The sequence below is a fragment of the Streptomyces sp. NPDC001858 genome (assembly GCF_053594615.1).
Map to the genome: position 1 here is coordinate 339,553 of NZ_JBSFEV010000002.1, position 19,475 is coordinate 359,027.

Genomic DNA, 19,475 nt, shown 5'->3' on the forward strand with positions numbered 1-19,475 from the left:
ACGAATCGCGCAGGCGACTGCGCACGACGCCTACGAAGGGATCGACGTGACACGCAAGACAGTCCGTATCGCCATGAACGGGGTGACCGGGCGGATGGGTTACCGCCAGCACCTCGTCCGCTCCATCCTCGCCCTGCGCGAACAGGGCGGCCTCGACCTCGGCGACGGCACCGTGCTGTGGCCGGAGCCGATCCTGGTCGGCCGCCGCGAGCACGCGCTGCGGGCGCTCGCCGAGCAGCACGGCCTGGACCCCGAGAACATCTCCACGGACGTCGACGCCGTCCTCGCCGACCCGACCGTCGAGATCTACTTCGACGCGCAGGTCACCTCCGCCCGTGAGGAGGCGATCACCAAGGCGATCGCCGCCGGCAAGCACATCTACACCGAGAAGCCGACGGCCACCGGGCTCGACGGCGCCCTGGAGCTGGCCCGGCTGGCGAACGAGAAGGGCGTCAAGCACGGCGTCGTCCAGGACAAGCTGTTCCTGCCGGGCCTGCTGAAGCTCAAGCGCCTCATCGACGGCGGCTTCTTCGGCCGGATCCTGTCCATCCGCGGCGAGTTCGGCTACTGGGTCTTCGAGGGCGACTGGCAGGCGGCCCAGCGCCCGTCCTGGAACTACCGTTCCGAGGACGGCGGCGGCATCGTCGTCGACATGTTCCCGCACTGGGAGTACGTGCTGCACGAGCTGTTCGGCCGCGTGAAGTCCGTCCAGGCCATCGCCACCACCCACATCCCGCAGCGCTGGGACGAGAGCGGCAAGCCCTACGACGCCACCGCCGACGACGCCGCGTACGGCATCTTCGAGCTCGACGGCGGCGCCATCGCCCAGATCAACTCCTCCTGGGCGGTCCGCGTCAACCGCGACGAACTCGTCGAGTTCCAGGTCGACGGCACCGAGGGCTCCGCGGTCGCGGGCCTGCGCAACTGCCGCGTCCAGCACCGCTCCGCCACCCCCAAGCCGGTCTGGAACCCGGACATCCCCGCCACCGAGGTCTTCCGCGACCAGTGGCAGGAAGTGCCCGACAACGGCGAGTTCGACAACGGCTTCAAGGCGCAGTGGGAGCTGTTCCTGCGGCACGTCTACGCCGACGCGCCCTACCACTGGGACCTGCTGGCCGGCGCCCGCGGCGTCCAGCTCGCCGAGCTGGGCCTGAAGTCCTCGGCCGAGGGCCGCCGCCTGGACGTCCCCGAGGTGACGCTGTGACGATCCGACTCCCGGACTCCACGGGCCGCCTGCGGGCGTACGAGCCCCGCGCCGAACCCCTCGCCCTCGCCACGGGCGCCCCCTTCACCTCCCGGACGGTCTTCTCGGCGGCCCACGTGGTCGCCGACCCCTTCGCGGACGCGACCCCGGATTCCCCCGCGGCCGTCGACTGGGACGCCACCCTCGCCTTCCGCCGCCATCTGTGGTCCCACGGACTCGGCGTCGCCGAGGCGATGGACACCGCCCAGCGCGGCATGGGCCTGGACTGGGCGGGCGCGGCGGAGCTGATCCGCAGGTCGGCGGCCGAGGCCAAGGCGGTGGGCGGTCTGATCGCCTGCGGCGTCGGCACCGACCAGCTCACCGGCCCGGCGACCCTCGCCGAGGTCCGCGCGGCCTACGAGGAGCAGCTGGCCCTCGTGGAGGCCTCCGGGGCCCGGTCCATCCTGATGGCGTCCCGGGCGCTGGCGGCGGCGGCCTCGTCCCCCGAGGACTACCTCGACGTCTACGGCCATCTGCTCCGCCAGGCCGCCGAGCCGGTCGTCCTGCACTGGCTGGGCCCGATGTTCGACCCGGCGCTGGACGGCTACTGGGGCTCCTCCGACCTGGACGCGGCCACCGACACCTTCCTGGAGGTGATCGCGGCCCACCCCGACAAGGTGGAGGGCATCAAGGTCTCCCTGCTGGACGCCCAGCGGGAGATCGACATCCGCCGCCGGCTGCCGCAGGGCGTCCGCTGCTACACGGGCGACGACTTCAACTACCCCGAGCTGATCGCGGGCGACGAGAAGGGCTTCAGCCACGCCCTCCTCGGCATCTTCGACCCGCTGGGCCCGCTGGCGGCGGAAGCGGTCCGCGTCCTGGACACGGGCGACACGGCGGGCTTCCGCGCCCTGCTCGACCCCACGGTGGAGTTGTCCCGCCACCTCTTCCAGACCCCCACCCGCTTCTACAAGACGGGCGTGGTGTTCCTCGCCTGGCTGGCCGGCCACCAGTCGCACTTCACCATGGTCGGCGGCCTGCAGTCGGCCCGCTCCCTCCCGCACTTCGCGCGCGCCTACGAACTCGCGGACGGCCTGGGCCTGTTCCCGGACCCGAAGCTGGCGGAGGAGCGCATGAAGACCCTCCTGGCCCTGTACGGAGTGACCCAGTGAGCGCATCCCTCTCCCGCTTCTCGATCAACCAGATGACGGTGAAGCAGCTGTCGATGCCCGAACTGGTCGAGGGCTGCCTGGAGTTGGGCATCCCCGGCGTGGGCCTGTGGCGCGAGCCGGTCCAGACGTACGGCCTGGAGGCCACCGCCAAGCTGATCCGCGACGCGGGCCTGACGGTCACCACTCTCTGCCGCGGCGGCTTCTTCACGGCGATCGACCCGGCCGAGCGGACGGCGGCCCTGGCCGACAACCGCCGGGCGATCGAGGAGGCGGCCACCCTGGGCACGGAGGTCCTGGTCCTGGTCTCGGGCGGCCTCCCGCCCGGGTCCAAGGACATGCACGGCGCCCGCGAACGCATCGCCGACGCCCTGTCCGTCCTCGGCCCCTACGCCGAACAGCACGGAGTGAAGCTGGCCATCGAGCCCCTCCACCCCATGTTCGCCTCGGACCGCTGCGTGGTCTCCACCCTCACCCAGGCCCTGGACATCGCGGAACGCTTCCCGGCCGAACAGGTCGGCGTGACCGTCGACACCTACCACATCTGGTGGGACGACCAGGCCCCCGCCCAGATCGCCCGGGCGGGCGCGGGCGGCCGCATCCACACCTTCCAGCTCGCCGACTGGACGACCCCCCTCCCCGAGGGCGTCCTCAACGGCCGCGGCCAGATCGGCGACGGCGCGATCGACATGCGCGAGTGGCAGGCCTACGTCGAGGCGGCCGGCTACACGGGCCCCATCGAGGTGGAGCTGTTCAACGACGGACTCTGGTCCCGCAACGGCCGAGAGGTACTGGCGGAGACGGCGGAACGCTTCGTGGAACACACGGACTAAGCGGGTCGGGCGAAGTCGGCAGCGCCCTGAAGGGGCGCGGGGAACTGCGCGACCAGCCACGACGGCGCCGCAGCGGAACGACGGCACATCGCGGCACGTCCAGCGGAGCGCCCAGCACTCCACGACGGCCGGAGAGGGGCGAACGATCCTCTCTCCGGCGACTGTCGTATACGGACGGCATACTCGCCGCATGGTCGACGTGATGATCCGTGTACCCGCTGAAGTCCGTGACCGGCTTGCAGCCGTGGCCGAGGCGCGAGGCACCAGTCTTCGCGTCCTCATACAGGACATCGCCGCTCAGCTGCTGACTCCCGAGCAGATCAAGGAGCGGGCCGACCGCACCCGCACGCTGCTCGCCGAGCGCTTCGGACGCCATGTGTCGGACGAGGAGTCCGCCGAGATGCGACGCAAGATGCGGGAGGCCGCCGCTGCTCACCGTGCAGCCACGGCCTAGACGGAACCGCCCCGTTGAGTCCAGCGCGCGCCGCCGGCGTACCGACTCCTCGCTCACCCGTACCTCCCAACTCCCAGGCGAGGTACGGGACTTCGGCATGCCCGGCCGGGCCGCGTCGCGCTTCCGGCCCGACGGAGGGAACTCGGGGTGCCTGAGGCGCTCCTCCTTCAGTAACTCCTAATTTAGGAATTATTGTTGACGCCTGCCGGTAGCCGCTGCAAGATCCTGGAAACAAACCGCAGGTGCGCAGGCAACGACTGGTCCGAGACCGACTCACGACCAGGACGGCTCGGCTCGCCTGATCGATCGGACAGCGAAGGTTCCGATGTGAAACGACATCTCACCGTCCTCCTCGCCCTCGTGACCGGCCTCCTGGCCGCCGGGCCCGCATCCGTCCAGGCGGCCCCGGCAGCCGCCCCGGCAGCGACCCCGGCCCCGGCCGCGGCCCCGGCGTCGGCGCCTCAGGAGGTACTGAGCCCGACGCCGTACATGGGCTGGAACACCTACTACGCGCTGGGCGGCGACCCGACCGACGCGGAGATCAGGTCGATAACCGACTTCCTGGTCAGCAGCGGTCTGCGCGACGCCGGCTACGAGTACGTCTGGATCGACGGCAACTGGGCGGCGCCCACGCCCCGCAGCGCGGCCGGCGACCTGGTGCCCAACCCCGACCAGTTCCCGAACGGGCTGAAGCCGCTGGTCGACTACATCCACTCCAAGGGCCTGAAGGCCGGCATCTACACCGACGCCGGCCCGTACATCCCGGGCAAGTGCGGCCTCGGCAGCCACGGCTACTACCAGCGCGACGCGGACAACTTCGCCGCCCTGGAGTTCGACGCGGTCAAGGTGGACTACCTCTGCGGGATCGCCGCGGACCTCGACCCGAAGACCGTCTACACCGAGTTCGCGCAGGCCTTGCGGAACAACGCCAGCAAGCGCCCCATGCTCTTCAACCTCTGCAACCCGGTGACCTCGCCCGACTGGGGCAACTACCCGGAGGAGCAGCAGTCGACGTACTCCTGGTCCTACGCCCCGGGCATCGCGCAGTCCTGGCGGACGTACACGGACGTCGGCTTCGTCGGCGAGATCAAGTTCAAGGACGTGCTGCGCAACTACGACGCGAACGCGCGGCACCCCGAGGCCGCCGGGCCGGGGCACTTCAACGACCCGGACTACCTCGGACCCGAACTGGGGATGTCCGACGAGGAGTTCCGCAGCCAGATGACGCTCTGGTCGGTGGCCGCCGCGCCGCTGGTGATCGGCAGCGACGTCCGCAAGCTCAGCAAGACCTCGCTTGACATCATCTCGGACCGCGATGTCCTGGCCATCAACCAGGACAAGGCCGGCGTCCAGGCCGTCCGCGTCGGCCCGGCGGGCACGACGGAGACCTGGGTGAAGCGGCTGGCCAACGGCGACCGTGCCGTGGTGCTGCTGAACCGGGGCGACAGCCCGGCGACCCTGAGCACGAAGGCGCGGACGGTCGGTCTGTCCGGCGATCGGTTCACCCTGAAGAACGCCTGGACCAACCAGGTCACCGAGAGCGCCGGCACCATCAGCGCCGCCGTCCCGGCCCACGGCACGGCCCTGTTCCGGGTCAGCCGGGCCACGGGCAAGCCCGGTGTTCCGCACGTCGTCGCCGGTCTTCCGCTGGTGACGCAGGTCGGCGGCGACACGGTGCCGGCCGGGATCGCCCCGGTGGTCGCCGGCGGCGACCAGGCCCGCGTCGAGGTCAGCGTCCGCAACGACGGTCCGCGCCCGGTCTCCTCGCCCCGGGTCGAGCTGGCGGTCCCCGCCGGCTGGACCGCCCGTCCGCTCGGCAATGCGCCGAAGCAGCTCGGCTCCGACCGCTCCGTGACCCTGGCCTTCGAGGTGACCCTGCCGGCCACCGCCGAGCCGGGCAGCGGCACGCTGACCGCCACCACCTCCTACGAGGTGAGCGGCAAGGGCCGACTGCGGCAGGAGACGTCCACGGCCGTGGTCGTCGCACCGGCGGCGCCGGACGGCGAGGTCGTGCTCTCGCACCACAAGTGGATCAGCGCCACCAGCGGGTGGATGAGCCCGACGGTCGACAACAGCGTCGGCGGCTGGTCGCCGATCAGCATGCTCGGCCAGGTCCACCCGACGGGCATCGGCGTCGCCTCGCCGTCGACGGTGCGTTACTACGTCGGCGGTCAGTGCAGCCGGCTGACGGCGACCGTCGGCATCGACGACGCCGTGCGCAACGTCGGTCCGGAGGGCGGCACGTCGACCTTCCAGGTGATCGGTGACGGCCGGGTGCTGTTCGACAGCGGCGTGCTGACCCGCGACGACGTCCGTCAGGCCGACGTCGACCTGACCGGCGTCCGGGTCCTCGACCTGGTGGTCGGCGACGCCGGCGACGGCGGCTACAACGACCGCGCCGACTGGGCGGGTCTGAACGCCACCTGCTGATCCCGTTCGGCCGGAAGAATCTTGAAGGTCTGCTGCAACCCTTCCGGCCCCGAACCCGTCGTACATGGCATCAGGACTTCTGGAGGGGGATCCGGGGGGATCGCGGGGGCTCCTGATGCGGAGGGGAAAAGCCGAGGGGCCCGGTCGACAGACCGGGCCCCTCGAAGCTTTCTCCGACCCGCAAGAACACGGATCTCGGAAGTACACGCGTCTCGCAAGAACACGGTTCTAGAAGAACACGGTTCTAGAAGAACACGGGTCTAGAAGAACACCCCGCACCTGAGCAGCACGTTCGCGTACGGCCGTGCCTCGCCCGTGCGCACCACCAGCCGCGCCCCCGCCGACAGCTTCTTCAGCTCCTCGTGCGAGACGAACTCCAGCTTGGGGAAGTGCTCGTCCAGCAGAGCCGCCGCCGCCGGGTTCGCGTCGCGGATCTCCTCCGCCGCCGTCGCCCCCTCCACGACCAGCTCGGTGAGCAGTCCCTCCACGATCTCCGCGAAGGTCGGCACTCCGGGCAGGAAAGCGAGGTCGACCACCCGGGGGCCGTCCGGGATCGGCATGCCGGCGTCGCACACCAGCACCCCGTCGCCGTGCCCCAGCGCGGCCAGCGCGCCCGCGAGATGACGGTTGAGTATTCCGGCCTTCTTCACAGTGCAGCCACCTCCTCCGTCGTCGGGAACGACTCCTGCGCGCCTCGCCGGGTCACGGCGACCGCCCCGACGCGCGCCGCGTACGCCGCGGCCTCGGCCAGGGACACGCCCGTGCCCAGCTTCCACGCCAGCGCCGCGGTGAAGGAGTCGCCCGCGCCCGTCGTGTCCACGGCGTCCACCTTCACCGGCGCCACCCGCTCGGCACCGCCGTCCGCGGACGCGACCAGCGCGCCCTGCGAACCCAGCGTCACGACCACCGACTTCGGGCCCTTCGCGAGCAGGGCCCGCGCCCAGTCCTCGGGCTCCTCGCTGACGCGGGCGTCGCCGAGGATCACCTTCGCCTCGTGCTCGTTGACGATCAGCGGGTCGCAGACGTCGAGCACCTCGGCCGGCAGCGGCAGCGGCGGGGAGGGGTTCAGCACGAAGCGGCTGCCCGGGGCCAGGCTCGCGGCCACCTCCACGACCGTCTCCAGCGGGATCTCCAGCTGCGCCGACACCACCCGGGACGACTGGAACAGCGAGGCGGCGGCGCGGACGTCCTGCGGCGTGAGCCGGCCGTTCGCCCCCGGTGACACCACGATGCTGTTGTCGCCCGACGGGTCCACGGTGATCAGCGCGACGCCGGTCGGAGCCCCGCCCACCAGCACGCCCACGGTGTCGACCCCGGCCGCCTGCTGCGAGTCGAGCAGCAGCCGGCCGTACGCGTCGTCGCCGATCCGGGCCAGCAGGGCCGTACGGGCCCCGAGCCGGGCGGCCGCGACGGCCTGGTTCGCGCCCTTGCCGCCGGGATGGACCGCCAGGTCGGAACCGAGCACCGTCTCACCGGCGGCCGGTCGACGCTCGACGTCGATCACCAGGTCGGCGTTGGCCGATCCCACGACCAAGAGATCGTAGTCGTCCATGAAATGACTCCCTTGATACGTGCTGATAGGTGACCCGGGCGGGCGGCCCCTGTCAGGAGGACCGCCCGCCCGTGCACCGATGTCAGCCGCTGAATCCGGCCACGTTCTCCTTCGTGACCACCTTCACCGGCACCTTCACCATCTCCGAGACCTTCTCGCCCTGGAGCGCCTTCAGCGCGTTCTCCACAGCGATCTTGCCCAACTGGGACGGCTGCTGGGCCACGGACGCGTAGAGCGTGCCGCTCTTGACGGCCTTGAGCCCGTCGGGGGTGCCGTCGAAGCCGACGACCTGGACCGACTTGCCGGCCTTGGAGCCCAGCGCCTTGACCGCGCCGAGCGCCATCTCGTCGTTGGCGGCGATGACGCCCTGGACGTCCGGGTGGGCCTGGAGCAGGTTCGACATCACGTCGAGTCCCTTGGTGCGGTCGAAGTCGGCCGGCTGCTGCGCCAGGACCTTGATGCCGGGGTAGGCCTTGAGCCCCTTGGCGAAGCCCGCCGCCCGCTCACGGGCCGCGGAGGTGCCCGCCTGGCCCTGGAGGATCACGATCTTGCCGGAGCCGCCCAGCTTCTCGGCGACCGTCTTCGCCGCGAGCTCACCGCCCGCCACGTTGTCGGAGGCGACCAGCGTGTCCACCGTGGCCTTGTTGACGCCACGGTCGACGGCGATGACCGGGATGTCCGCCTTGTCGGCGGCCTTCACGGAGTTGCTCGCCGCGTCCGAGTCCACCGGGTTGACGATGATCGAGTCATAGCCGGAACCGGTGAAGTTCTGCAGCTGGTTGGCCTGCTGCGAGGCGTCGTTCTGCGCGTCGGTGACCGTCAGGTCCACGCCCAGCTTCTTCGCCTCGGCCTTCGCGCCCGACTGGATCTGCACGAAGAACGGGTTGTTGAGGGTGGACAGCGCCAGGCCGACCTTCGGGTTCGAGGCCGAAGAGTTCCCGGTGTGCAGGAAGGAGGTCGCGCCGACGATCGCCACGGTCACCACGGCCGCGAGTGTGTAGGTCGCAGCCCGTTTGCCCTTGCCTCCGCCGGAGCCCGCCCCGGCCGGCGTCGGGGTCGAGCCCGACTTGCGACGCAGGGTGTCGAAGAGCACCGCCAGCGCGATGACCACACCGATGACGACCTGCTGCCAGAACGCGGACACGGAGAGCAGGTTCAGGCCGTTGCGCAGCACCGCCAGGATCAGCGCGCCGATCAGCGTGCCCGAGGCCTTGCCCGTACCACCCGCGAGGGAGGCGCCGCCGATGACGACCGCGGCGATGGCGTCCAGCTCGTAGCCGTCGGCCGCCTGCGGCTGCGCCGAGGACAGCCGGGAGGCGAGCACGATGCCCGCCGCGGCGGCGAACACACCGGACAGCGCGTAGATCGCGAGCTTCTGGCGCTTCACCCGCAGACCCGACAGCCGGGCCGCTTCCTCGTTGCCGCCGATGGCGTACATCGAACGGCCGATGTAGGTCCGGCCGAGCACGAACGCGGCGATCGCGCCCATCACGATCATGACCAGCACCGGCACCGGCAGCCAGCCGCCGAGGGTGTCACCGAGGTGCGAGATCGAGTCGGGGAACGCGATCGGCGAGCCCCCGGAGATCACCAGCGACAGACCGCGCGCCACCGACAGCATCGCGAGCGTCGCGATGAACGGAGGCAGCTTGCCGTACGCGATGAGGAAACCGTTGACGAGACCGGCCGCGATGCCCGTGGCGATGGCCAGCAGGACGGCTATGACGACCGGTACGCCTTGTTGGGTCGCGCTCCAGGCCAGCACGGTGGCCGAGAGCGCGGCGACCGAGCCGACCGACAGGTCGATGCCCGCCGAGACGATCACGAAGGTCACGCCGAAGGCGAGGATGGCGGTCACGGCCGCCTGGACACCCACGTTGAGCAGGTTGTCCGTGGTCAGGAAGTCACCGGACAGCGCCGACATGGCGATGACGAGGACGATCAGCGCGGTCAGCGCGCCATTGTCGAGGAGCAGACGGCGGACCGCCGAGGCGCCCCCGGCGCCCGATGTGCTCTTGGTGCTCTTGAGCGTGTCAGCGGCCACGGCCGGCCTCCACTTCAGTGGTCGTAGTGGTACTGGGGGTACTAGGGGTGGTGGGCGTGCTGACGGCGAGTGCCATCACCGCGTCCTGGGTGGCTTCTTCGGCGGCGAGCTGACCGGCGATCCGGCCCTGGGCCATGACCAGCACCCGGTCGCTCATGCCGAGCACCTCGGGCAGATCGCTGGAGATCATGAGCACCGCGGCGCCGGCGGCCGTCAGCTCGTTGATGAGCTGATAGATCTCGACCTTCGCGCCGACGTCGATACCGCGCGTCGGCTCGTCGAGGATCAGCACCTTGGTGTCGGCCAGCAGCCACTTGCCGATGACGACCTTCTGCTGGTTGCCGCCGGACAGAGTGCGCACATGCTGGCCGAGGCCGGCCATCCGCACCCCGAGCTGCTCGGCGATCCGGGCCGCCGCCTCGTGCTGGCCCTTCAGGTCGACCATCCCGCCGCGGGTCGCGGAGCGCATGGTCACGAGCCCGAGGTTCTCCTCGACCGACTGGTCGAGCACCAGCCCCTGGCCCTTGCGGTCCTCGGGCACCAGCCCGATCCCGGCCGCCATCGCCGCGACCACGTCGTGCCGGGCGAGCTTGGCGCCCGCGACCCGCACGGCTCCGTGGTCGTAGGGGTCGGCCCCGAAGACGGCCCGTACCACCTCGGTACGACCCGCGCCGACGAGCCCGGCGATGCCGACGACCTCACCGGCGTGCACCTCGAAGCTGATGTCGTGGAAGACGCCGTCCTTCGTGAGGCCTTCGACCGACAGCAGGGCGGTGCCCGCCTCGGCGCTCTCCTCGGCCCGCACCCTGGGGTACTGCTGCTCGATGGAGCGGCCCACCATGAGCCGGACGAGTTCGTCCTCCGGCGTGGAGGCGGGCACCTGGCCGACGGACCGGCCGTCCCGGATGACCGTGACCCGGTCGCCGAGGGCGGCGATCTCCTCCAGGTGGTGCGTGATGAACACGATGCCCACGCCGTCCTCGCGCAGCTTGCGCACGATGGCGAAGAGCTTCTCGACCTCCTCGGAGGTCAGCACGGCGGTCGGCTCGTCCATGATCAGCACGCGCGCGTTCAGGCTGAGCGCCTTGGCGATCTCGACCATCTGCAGCCGCGCGATGCCCAGTTCGCGCACGAGCGCGCGGGGCGAGACGGACACGCCCACCCGCTCCAGCAGGACGGCGGCGTCGGCCTCCATCCGCTTGCGGTCGATCATCCCGTAGCGGCGCGGCTGCCGCCCCAGGAAGATGTTCTCGGCGACCGTCAGATCGGGGACGAGGTTGAACTCCTGGTAGATGGTGGCGATCCCGAGCGCCTCGGAGTCCTGCGCACCATGGATGCGCACCTCCTCGCCGCCGGCCAGGATCCGCCCGGCGTCGGGCCGGTAGGCGCCGGAGAGCATCTTGATGAGCGTGCTCTTGCCCGCGCCGTTCTCACCGAGCAGCACATGCACCTCGCCCCGACGCAGGTCGAAGTCGACGCTGTCGAGCGCGACCACACCGGGAAAGGTCTTGCGTATGCCTTCGATGCGCAACAATTCGTCCGCGTTGCTCACGTCTGGCTCCTGTTCATTACTGGGGACTGCACAGAAATTGCCTGCACAGGCGGCTCTGGGGGAGGGGGTGACGTCAAGGACGTCGGCGGCTCGCCCAGAGCCGGCTCGCCGCAGGAGCGGCGTACGACCAGGCGGGCGGGCAGGGTGACGGACTGCGGGGGGCGGCCCTCGATGCGGTCGACCAGCGCCCGCACGGCGGCCCGTCCCAGCTCGCCCGTCGGCTGGGCGATCGCCGTGACCGGCGGATCGGTGTGCACGAACCAGGGGATGTCGTCGAACGCGGCCAGCGCCAGGTCGTGCGGAACGCGCAACCCACGCGCGCGTGCGGCGTCCAGCGCGCCCAGTGCCATCAGGTTGTCGGCCGCGAACACGACCTCGGGCGGCTGCGGCAGGTCGAGGAAGCCCTCGGTGACCCGCCGTCCGCTCTCGGCCTGGAAGTCGCCCTGGCCTATGTAGTCGTCCGGGAGGGGGAGCCCGTACTCGGCCATGGCGGCCCGGAAGGCCTCCACGCGCTCGCTGCCGGTGGTGGTGGCCGCCGGACCCGCGATGATGGCGAGCCGCCGGTGCCCGAGCGCGTGCAGATGCGCCACGAGCTCCTGTATGGCGGCCCGGCCGTCCGCCCGGACCACGGGCACGTCCACGCCCGGGATCCAGCGGTCGACGAACACCATCGGGGTCCCCGCGCGGGCGGCCTCCAGCATCAGCGGCGAGCCGCCGTCGGTGGGGGAGACCAGGAGACCGTCCATCCGGCGGTCCAGCAGGGTCCGCACGTGGTGGTCCTGCAGTTCGGGCCGTTCGTCGGCGTTGCCGATGATCACGCTGTAGCCGAGCGTACGGGCCTCCTCCTCCACGGAGCGGGCCAGCTCGGTGAAGTAAGGATTCATCACGTCGCTGATGACCAGGCCGAGGGTGCGGGTCTGGTCGGTGCGCAGCGATCGTGCGACGGCGTTCGGGCGGTAACCCAGCACGTCGACGGCGGCCAGTACGCGGGTGCGCGCGTCTTCGCTGACCGACGGATGGTGGTTGAGGACGCGCGACACCGTGGCGACGGAAACTCCCGCCTCGGCTGCGACATCCTTGATGCTCGCCATCGCAGGACCACCTCCTTGTGGGCGCGCATGGAATCGATTACATCTACCTGCATTGACGATTGGAATCGATTACATGGCAGAAAGCAAGCCTTTGGCCGAATTCCGATGCCCCACTGTGATGAAGGGGACAGCGCAGCCCTGACCCGCGCGTCCCGACGCCGAGCCCTCCGGCCCCGCGGACCTGGGCGGACAGGCCTGTCAGTGCCGGGCGGTACCGTCTGTTTCATGACCGATCAGGCGGGGGCCGCCCAGGCGGGAGAACGGCGACTGGCCACGCTCGAAGGCGTGCTCGAGCGCATCACGTACGCCAACGAGGACAACGGCTACACGGTCGCCCGGGTCGACACCGGCAGAGGCGCCGGCGACCTCCTCACGGTGGTCGGCGCGCTGCTGGGCGCCCAGGTCGGCGAGTCGCTGCGCATGGAGGGCCGCTGGGGCTCCCATCCCCAGTACGGCAAGCAGTTCACCGTCGAGAACTACACGACCGTGCTGCCCGCCACCGTCCAGGGCATCCGCCGATACCTGGGATCCGGCCTGGTCAAGGGCATCGGCCCGGTCTTCGCCGACCGCATCACGCAGCACTTCGGCATGGACACCCTGCAGATCATCGAGGAGGAGCCGAAGCGGCTCATCGAGGTCCCCGGGCTCGGTCCGAAGCGCACGAAGAAGATCGCCGACGCCTGGGAGGAGCAGAAGGCGATCAAGGAGGTCATGCTCTTCCTCCAGACCGTCGAGGTGTCCACGTCCATCGCGGTCCGCATCTACAAGAAGTACGGCGACGCGTCGATCTCCGTCGTCAAGAACCAGCCCTACCGGCTCGCGGCCGACGTCTGGGGCATCGGGTTCCTCACCGCCGACAAGATCGCCCAGTCCGTCGGGATCCCGCACGACAGCCCGGAGCGCGTCAAGGCGGGCCTGCAGTACGCCCTGTCCCAGGCCACCGACCAGGGCCACTGCTACCTCCCCGAGGAGCGGCTGATCGCCGACGCGGTCAAGCTCCTCCAGGTCGACACCGGCCTTGTCATCGAGTGCCTCGCCGAGCTCGCGGCGCCCGGCGAGGAGGGCGAGGAACCGGGTGTCGTCCGCGAGAAGGTCCCGGGCCCGGAGGGCGGCCCGGAACCCGTCACCGCCGTCTACCTGGTCCCCTTCCACCGTGCCGAACTCGCCCTGGCCGCCCAGCTGTCGCGGCTGCTGCGCACCGAGGAGGACCGGATGCCGGCCTTCCGTGACGTGGCCTGGGACAAGGCGCTGGCCTGGCTGAAGACCCGGACGAAGGCCGAGCTCGCGCCCGAGCAGGAGGCGGCCGTCAAGCTCGCGCTGACCGAGAAGGTCGCCGTGCTCACCGGCGGCCCCGGCTGCGGCAAGTCCTTCACCGTCCGCTCGATCGTGGAGCTGGCCCGCGCCCGCAGGGCCAAGGTCGTGCTGGCCGCCCCCACCGGCCGCGCCGCCAAGCGCCTTGCCGAGCTCACCGGCGCCGAGGCCTCCACCGTCCACCGGCTGCTGGAGCTCAAGCCCGGCGGGGACGCGGCCTACGACCGCGACCGCCCGCTGGACGCCGACCTGGTGGTGGTCGACGAGGCGTCGATGCTGGACCTGCTCCTGGCCAACAAGCTGGTCAAGGCCGTGCCGCCGGGCGCCCATCTGCTCTTCGTCGGGGATGTGGACCAGCTGCCGAGCGTCGGCGCGGGCGAGGTGCTGCGCGATCTGCTCGCCGAGGAAAGCCCCGTCCCGGCCGTGCGCCTCACGCGCGTGTTCCGCCAGGCCCAGCAGTCCGGCGTGGTGACCAACGCGCACCGGATCAACGCCGGGCAGCACCCGCTGACCGACGGCATGAAGGACTTCTTCCTCTTCGTCGAGGACGACACCGAGGAGGCCGGCCGGCTCACGGTGGACGTGGCGGCCCGCCGCATCCCCGCGAAGTTCGGCCTCGACCCGCGCCGGGACGTCCAGGTGCTCGCGCCCATGCACCGCGGACCCGCCGGGGCCGGCGCGCTCAACGGACTGCTCCAGCAGGCCGTCACCCCGGGCCGCCCCGACGTCCCCGAGAAGCGGTTCGGCGGCCGGGTCTTCCGCGTCGGCGACAAGGTCACCCAGATCCGCAACAACTACGACAAGGGGAAGAACGGTGTCTTCAACGGCACCGTGGGCGTCGTGACGTCGCTCGATCCGGTCGACCAGCGCCTCACGGTGCTGACCGACGAGGACGAGGAGGTTCCGTACGAGTTCGACGAACTGGACGAACTGGCGCACGCGTACGCGGTGACCATCCACCGTTCACAGGGAAGTGAATATCCCGCCGTGGTGATCCCCGTCACCACGGGAGCATGGATGATGCTGCAGCGGAACCTTTTGTATACGGCCGTCACCCGCGCGAAGAAGCTGGTCGTCCTCGTCGGCTCGCGCAAGGCGATCGGCCAGGCGGTGCGCACGGTGTCGGCGGGCCGGCGCTGCACGGCCCTGGACTTCCGGCTCGCGGCCCTTCGTACTCGCGGCCCTTCGTAAAAAATGATCGATCAAATGAGTCACAAAGGTCACAGAGCACTTCCCCAACCGTGACCAAGGCGGCAGGATGAGGTAGTTGGCGGCACTGAGTGCCGCCGATAAGCCCAATGGTCGACCCCGAGTGCACTCTCGTGCGCCAAATGGGGGATGGTAGTAGACAGTCAGGGCAACCTCGAAGAAGAGGCACAACGTCGGTGAGGGATGACGTGAGCGACAACTCTGTAGTACTGCGGTACGGCGACGGCGAGTACACCTACCCGGTGATCGACAGCACCGTCGGCGACAAGGGCTTCGACATCGGCAAGCTTCGCGCCCAGACCGGTCTGGTGACCCTGGACAGCGGCTACGGCAACACCGCCGCGTATAAATCCGCCGTCACATACCTGGACGGCGAACAGGGCATCCTCCGGTACCGCGGCTACCCGATCGAGCAGCTGGCCGAGCGTTCGACCTTCCTCGAGGTCGCCTACCTGTTGATCAACGGTGAGCTGCCGAGCGTCGACGAGCTCAGCGTCTTCAAGAACGACATCACGCAGCACACCCTGCTGCACGAGGACGTCAAGAACTTCTACAAGGGCTTCCCGCGCGACGCCCACCCGATGGCCATGCTGTCGTCGGTGGTCTCCGCGCTGTCCACGTTCTACCAGGACAGCCACAACCCGTTCGACGAGAAGCAGCGCAACCTCTCCACGATCCGGCTGCTCGCCAAGCTCCCGACGATCGCGGCGTACGCGTACAAGAAGTCGATCGGTCACCCGTTCGTCTACCCGCGCAACGACCTGGGCTACGTCGAGAACTTCCTCCGGATGACCTTCTCGGTCCCGGCCCAGGAGTACGACCTCGACCCGGTCGTCGTCTCCGCGCTCGACAAGCTCCTCATCCTGCACGCGGACCACGAGCAGAACTGTTCGACGTCCACGGTCCGCCTGGTCGGCTCGTCCCAGGCGAACATGTTCGCGTCGATCTCGGCCGGCATCAACGCGCTGTGGGGCCCGCTGCACGGCGGCGCCAACCAGTCCGTGCTGGAGATGCTCGAGGGCATCCAGGCCAACGGCGGCGATGTCGACTCCTTCATCCGCAAGGTGAAGAACAAGGAGGACGGCGTCCGCCTGATGGGCTTCGGCCACCGGGTGTACAAGTCCTTCGACCCGCGCGCGAAGATCATCAAGGCTGCGGCGCACGACGTCCTCTCGGCCCTCGGCAAGGACGACGCGCTGCTGGACATCGCGCTGAAGCTCGAGGAGCACGCGCTGTCGGACGAGTACTTCGTCTCGCGCAACCTCTACCCGAACGTCGACTTCTACACCGGCCTGATCTACCGGGCCATGGGCTTCCCGACCGAGATGTTCACGGTCCTCTTCGCCCTCGGCCGCCTCCCGGGCTGGATCGCCCAGTGGCACGAAATGATCAAGGAGCCGGGTTCCCGTATCGGCCGCCCGCGCCAGATCTACACGGGTGTCGTCGAGCGGGACTTCATCCCGGTCGAACAGCGCTGACGCCTGCCGGCGGGGGACCACATGGTTCCCCGCCGTTGCTTGTCGGCTGCGGGTGCGTGGGGGTTGTTCGCGCAGTTCCCCGCGCCCCTCAGGTGGCTCGACCGACCCCACGCAAGGGGCGCGAGGAACTGCGCGACCAGCCACGAACCACCTGCAGCCGCACACGAGCCGATCCCTGCTCGCACGGTTTGCGCGTAGGCCTACGGAGCCCCTCAGGTGGCTTGGCTGGTCCCACTCAAGGGGCGCGAGGAACTGCGCGACCAGCCCCCACGGGCCTGCAGTCGCACACGAGTTGATCCCGCTCGCGCAGCCTTGTGCGGGCATACGGAAGGCGCCCTGGCGGCGGTCCCCCCACGGGCCGACGACCAGGGCGCCTTCCCATGTCCCGGTGCGGATTCCCCCCACGGGATCCGGCCGGGCGTTGTGAGAACAGCGCCTGAATTCGCTGTTTGTAACCATGTGCGGTTGTTGTGCGTGCGGTTGAGCAAAACGAGCAGAACTCGTCGTACTACCACCTGTGTGCGATCTGCCGGGACAGCGCACGCTGGGAGGGCCGCTCAAAGCTTCCCGGTGTGCGTGCCCCGGCAACGCATCTCTGAGGAAGTCCCCCAAGACATCCTCAGACGTCAGGTCACGCCCCCCAAGACGCTTCCTGACATCGTCAACTTAGACCGTCGAGCCCCTTCGATGGTTACGTTCACATCACTGTGATCTGAGTCTCTTGCATATGTCCGTTAGATGCGCAAGAGACCGGATACGGCGATCGAGGCCCAAGCGTAAGGATGGTGCGCGAGCCTTGTGAAGAGCTTATGTGAGGCGCGCCCGGGACTCCAGGGGGTATGACTTTTCGCGACGGTCACTTGAAGGCACGCAACCGCAGGCTGTTCGTCACGACGAAGACCGACGAGAACGCCATCGTCGCCCCCGCGATCATCGGGTTCAGCAGCCCGGCCGCGGCCAGCGGCAACGCGGCCACGTTGTAGCCGAAGGCCCACACCAGGTTGCCCTTGATCGTGGTCAGCGTCCGCCGGGCCAGCCGGATCGCGTCGGCCGCGGCCCGAAGATCCCCGCGCACCAGCGTCAGATCGCTCGCCTCGATCGCCGCGTCCGTGCCGGTCCCCATGGCCAGCCCCAGGTCGGCCGTGGCGAGCGCGGCCGCGTCGTTGACGCCGTCCCCGACCATGGCGACGACCCGCCCCTCGTCCTGCAGCCTTCGTACGACGTCGACCTTGTCCTGCGGCAGCACCTCGGCGATGACCCGGTCGATCCCGACGGCCTGTGCGACGGCCTGCGCGACCGTCTCGTTGTCCCCGGTCAGCAGCACCGGCGTGAGCCCCAGCGCGCGCAGTTCCCGCACCGCCTCGGCGCTGGTCTCCTTGACCGTGTCGGCGACCGCCAGCACCCCGCGCGCCACTCCGTCCCACCCGACGACGACGGCCGTACGACCGCCCCGCTCGGCCTCGTCCCTGGCGCGCGCCACCTTCTCCGGGACGGCCTCGAAGAGGCGCCCCACGGCCACCTCGTGGCCCTCCACGAGCCCGCGCACGCCCCGCCCGGGCACGTTCTCGAACCGTTCGGCCGCCGGCAGCTCGCCGACCCGTGCCTCGGCGCCCGCCGCCACCGCTCGGGCGACCGGATGCTCGGAGGCGTGCTCCAGGGCCCCGGCCAGCCGCAGCAGCTCCCGCTCGTCCGTGCCGTCCCCGACGTACACGTCCTGGAGCGTCATCCGGCCGGTGGTGACGGTTCCGGTCTTGTCGAGTACGACGGTGTCGACGCGGCGCGTGGACTCCAGGACCTCGGGGCCCTTGATGAGGATGCCGAGCTGGGCGCCGCGCCCGGTGCCGACCAGGAGCGCGGTGGGCGTGGCGAGCCCGAGCGCGCACGGGCAGGCGATGATCAGGACCGCGACGGCGGCCGTGAACGAGGCGGCCGTGTCGCCCGTCGCGCCGAGCCACGCGCCGAAGGTGGCGACCGCGAGCACCAGCACCGCCGGCACGAAGATCCCGGAGATCCGGTCGGCGAGCCGCTGCACCGCGGCCTTGCCGTTCTGCGCGTCCTCGACCAGCTTCGCCATCCGCGCGAGCTGCGTGTCCGCACCGATCCGCGCGGCCTCGACGACGATCCGCCCGCCGGCGTTCACGGTGGCCCCGGTGACCGCGTCGCCGGGCCCCACGTCCACCGGCACGGACTCGCCGGTCAGCATCGACGCGTCCACGGCGGACGCGCCCTCCACGACCGTCCCGTCGGTGGCGACCTTCTCCCCGGGCCGCACGACGAACCGGTCCCCGACGGCCAGCAGGTCGACGGGGATCCGCACCTCACGGCTGTCCCGCAGCACGGTGACGTCCTTCGCGCCGAGTTCCATCAGCGCGCGCAGGGCCGCGCCCGCGTGCCGCTTGGAGCGGGCCTCCAGATAGCGGCCGAGCAGGATGAAGGCGGTGACGCCGGCGGCGACCTCCAGATAGATCGCCGAGGCGCCGTCCGTGCGGGAGACGGTGAGTTCGAAGGGGTGCCGCATGCCGGGCATGCCCGCGTCGCCGAAGAACAGCGCCCACAGCGACCAGCCGAGCGCGGCCAGCGTGCCGACCGAGACCAGGGTGTCCATGGTGGCCGCGCCGTGCCGCAGATTCGTCCACGCGGCCTTGTGCAGGGCCGCGCCGCCCCAGACGACCGCCGGAGCGGCGAGCGTCAGCGACAGCCACTGCCAGTTGTCGAACTGCAGCGACGGAACCATCGACATCAGCACGACCGGCACGGCGAGCAGCACGGTGACGACGAGCCGGTGCCGCAGGCCGTCGAGTTCGGGATCCCGGGGCGCCTCCTCCTGCCCCTGGGCCGGTGGTTCCGGCTCGGGTTCCTCGGCCGTGTACCCGGTCTTCACCACGGTCGCGATCAGGTCGGTGACCTCGACGCCGGCCGGATAGCTGACCTTCGCCTTCTCGGTCGCGTAGTTGACCGTCGCGGTGACGCCGTCCATGCGGTTGAGCTTCTTCTCGACGCGGGCCGCGCAGGACGCGCAGGTCATCCCGCCGATGAGCAGTTCGACCTGGGAGGTGGGGAACGCTATCGGGGTGTCGGCGGTGGCGGTGCTGGTCATGTCCGTGCTCCAGGAAGCGGACCGGACCGTACGGAACCAGTATCAGCTGGTCGGTACGGCCCGGTGGGTGGA

General features: G+C 70.2%; 13 protein-coding genes. 7 read left to right on the top strand and 6 right to left on the bottom strand.

The window, feature by feature from the left end; translation table 11 throughout:
* The first annotated feature begins 46 nt into the window (after positions 1 to 46).
* The 5 genes from ACWCPF_RS04095 to ACWCPF_RS04115 all read left to right on the top strand — a co-directional run bounded on the left by ACWCPF_RS04095 (position 47) and on the right by ACWCPF_RS04115 (position 6,069).
* A complete protein-coding gene (locus ACWCPF_RS04095) occupies positions 47 to 1,204 on the top strand; it encodes a Gfo/Idh/MocA family protein (protein ID WP_451043365.1) in 1,158 nt (385 codons plus the stop codon).
* Positions 1,201 to 2,355, top strand: a complete 1,155-nt coding sequence (locus tag ACWCPF_RS04100; protein ID WP_451043366.1) for a dihydrodipicolinate synthase family protein — start codon at positions 1,201 to 1,203, stop codon at positions 2,353 to 2,355. Before ACWCPF_RS04095 ends, ACWCPF_RS04100 begins: the two co-directional genes overlap by 4 nt.
* Positions 2,356 to 2,387: 32 nt before the next feature.
* Positions 2,388 to 3,185 carry a sugar phosphate isomerase/epimerase family protein gene (locus tag ACWCPF_RS04105; protein WP_451043491.1) on the top strand — a complete coding sequence of 266 codons (798 nt, stop codon included), beginning with the start codon at positions 2,388 to 2,390 and terminating at the stop codon, positions 3,183 to 3,185.
* Between the two features lie 202 nt (positions 3,186 to 3,387).
* On the top strand, positions 3,388 to 3,639 hold the full coding sequence (locus tag ACWCPF_RS04110) for a hypothetical protein (RefSeq protein WP_451043367.1): 252 nt from the start codon (positions 3,388 to 3,390) through the stop codon (positions 3,637 to 3,639).
* Between the two features lie 327 nt (positions 3,640 to 3,966).
* Positions 3,967 to 6,069: an NPCBM/NEW2 domain-containing protein gene (locus ACWCPF_RS04115; RefSeq protein ID WP_451043368.1), complete on the top strand. Its 2,103-nt coding sequence runs from the start codon at positions 3,967 to 3,969 to the stop codon at positions 6,067 to 6,069.
* 260 nt (positions 6,070 to 6,329) lie between these two features.
* Here the strand turns inward: ACWCPF_RS04115 and rbsD are convergent, their stop codons facing one another.
* The 5 genes from rbsD to ACWCPF_RS04140 all read right to left on the bottom strand — a co-directional run bounded on the left by rbsD (position 6,330) and on the right by ACWCPF_RS04140 (position 12,308).
* A complete protein-coding gene (gene rbsD / locus ACWCPF_RS04120) occupies positions 6,330 to 6,719 on the bottom strand; it encodes a D-ribose pyranase (RefSeq protein WP_451043369.1) in 390 nt (129 codons plus the stop codon).
* Complete coding sequence (gene rbsK, locus ACWCPF_RS04125; protein ID WP_451043370.1) at positions 6,716 to 7,621, bottom strand: ribokinase; 906 nt, start codon at positions 7,619 to 7,621, stop codon at positions 6,716 to 6,718. Before rbsK ends, rbsD begins: the two co-directional genes overlap by 4 nt.
* A gap of 82 nt (positions 7,622 to 7,703) precedes the next feature.
* A complete protein-coding gene (locus ACWCPF_RS04130) occupies positions 7,704 to 9,665 on the bottom strand; it encodes an ABC transporter permease/substrate-binding protein (RefSeq protein WP_451043371.1) in 1,962 nt (653 codons plus the stop codon).
* A complete protein-coding gene (locus tag ACWCPF_RS04135) occupies positions 9,655 to 11,217 on the bottom strand; it encodes a sugar ABC transporter ATP-binding protein (protein WP_451043372.1) in 1,563 nt (520 codons plus the stop codon). Before ACWCPF_RS04135 ends, ACWCPF_RS04130 begins: the two co-directional genes overlap by 11 nt.
* Positions 11,214 to 12,308 (bottom strand): LacI family DNA-binding transcriptional regulator, encoded by a 1,095-nt coding sequence (locus ACWCPF_RS04140; protein WP_451043373.1) that lies wholly within the window; start codon positions 12,306 to 12,308, stop codon positions 11,214 to 11,216. Before ACWCPF_RS04140 ends, ACWCPF_RS04135 begins: the two co-directional genes overlap by 4 nt.
* Positions 12,309 to 12,533: 225 nt before the next feature.
* On the opposite strand from ACWCPF_RS04140, the gene recD2 reads away from it, so the two are divergent.
* Positions 12,534 to 14,810, top strand: a complete 2,277-nt coding sequence (gene recD2 / locus ACWCPF_RS04145; RefSeq protein WP_451043374.1) for an SF1B family DNA helicase RecD2 — start codon at positions 12,534 to 12,536, stop codon at positions 14,808 to 14,810.
* 206 nt (positions 14,811 to 15,016) lie between these two features.
* The gene (locus ACWCPF_RS04150) at positions 15,017 to 16,306 is read left to right on the top strand and encodes a citrate synthase (protein WP_451043375.1); all 1,290 of its coding nucleotides are present in this window, start codon (positions 15,017 to 15,019) and stop codon (positions 16,304 to 16,306) included.
* 856 nt (positions 16,307 to 17,162) lie between these two features.
* Here the strand turns inward: ACWCPF_RS04150 and ACWCPF_RS04155 are convergent.
* Positions 17,163 to 19,403 (bottom strand): heavy metal translocating P-type ATPase, encoded by a 2,241-nt coding sequence (locus ACWCPF_RS04155; protein WP_451043376.1) that lies wholly within the window; start codon positions 19,401 to 19,403, stop codon positions 17,163 to 17,165.
* Between the last annotated feature and the right edge of the window lie 72 nt (positions 19,404 to 19,475).

Excerpts from the sequence above, each read along its gene's own strand:
- recD2 (WP_451043374.1), top strand. The coding sequence starts at position 12,534 with ATGACCGATCAGGCGGGGGCCGCCCAGGCGGGAGAACGGCGACTGGCC.
- ACWCPF_RS04110 (WP_451043367.1), top strand. The coding sequence starts at position 3,388 with ATGATCCGTGTACCCGCTGAAGTCCGTGACCGGCTTGCAGCCGTGGCC.
- ACWCPF_RS04105 (WP_451043491.1), top strand. The coding sequence starts at position 2,388 with ATGACGGTGAAGCAGCTGTCGATGCCCGAACTGGTCGAGGGCTGCCTG.
- ACWCPF_RS04140 (WP_451043373.1), bottom strand. The coding sequence starts at position 12,308 with ATGGCGAGCATCAAGGATGTCGCAGCCGAGGCGGGAGTTTCCGTCGCC.
- rbsK (WP_451043370.1), bottom strand. The coding sequence starts at position 7,621 with ATGGACGACTACGATCTCTTGGTCGTGGGATCGGCCAACGCCGACCTG.
- ACWCPF_RS04155 (WP_451043376.1), bottom strand. The coding sequence starts at position 19,403 with ATGACCAGCACCGCCACCGCCGACACCCCGATAGCGTTCCCCACCTCC.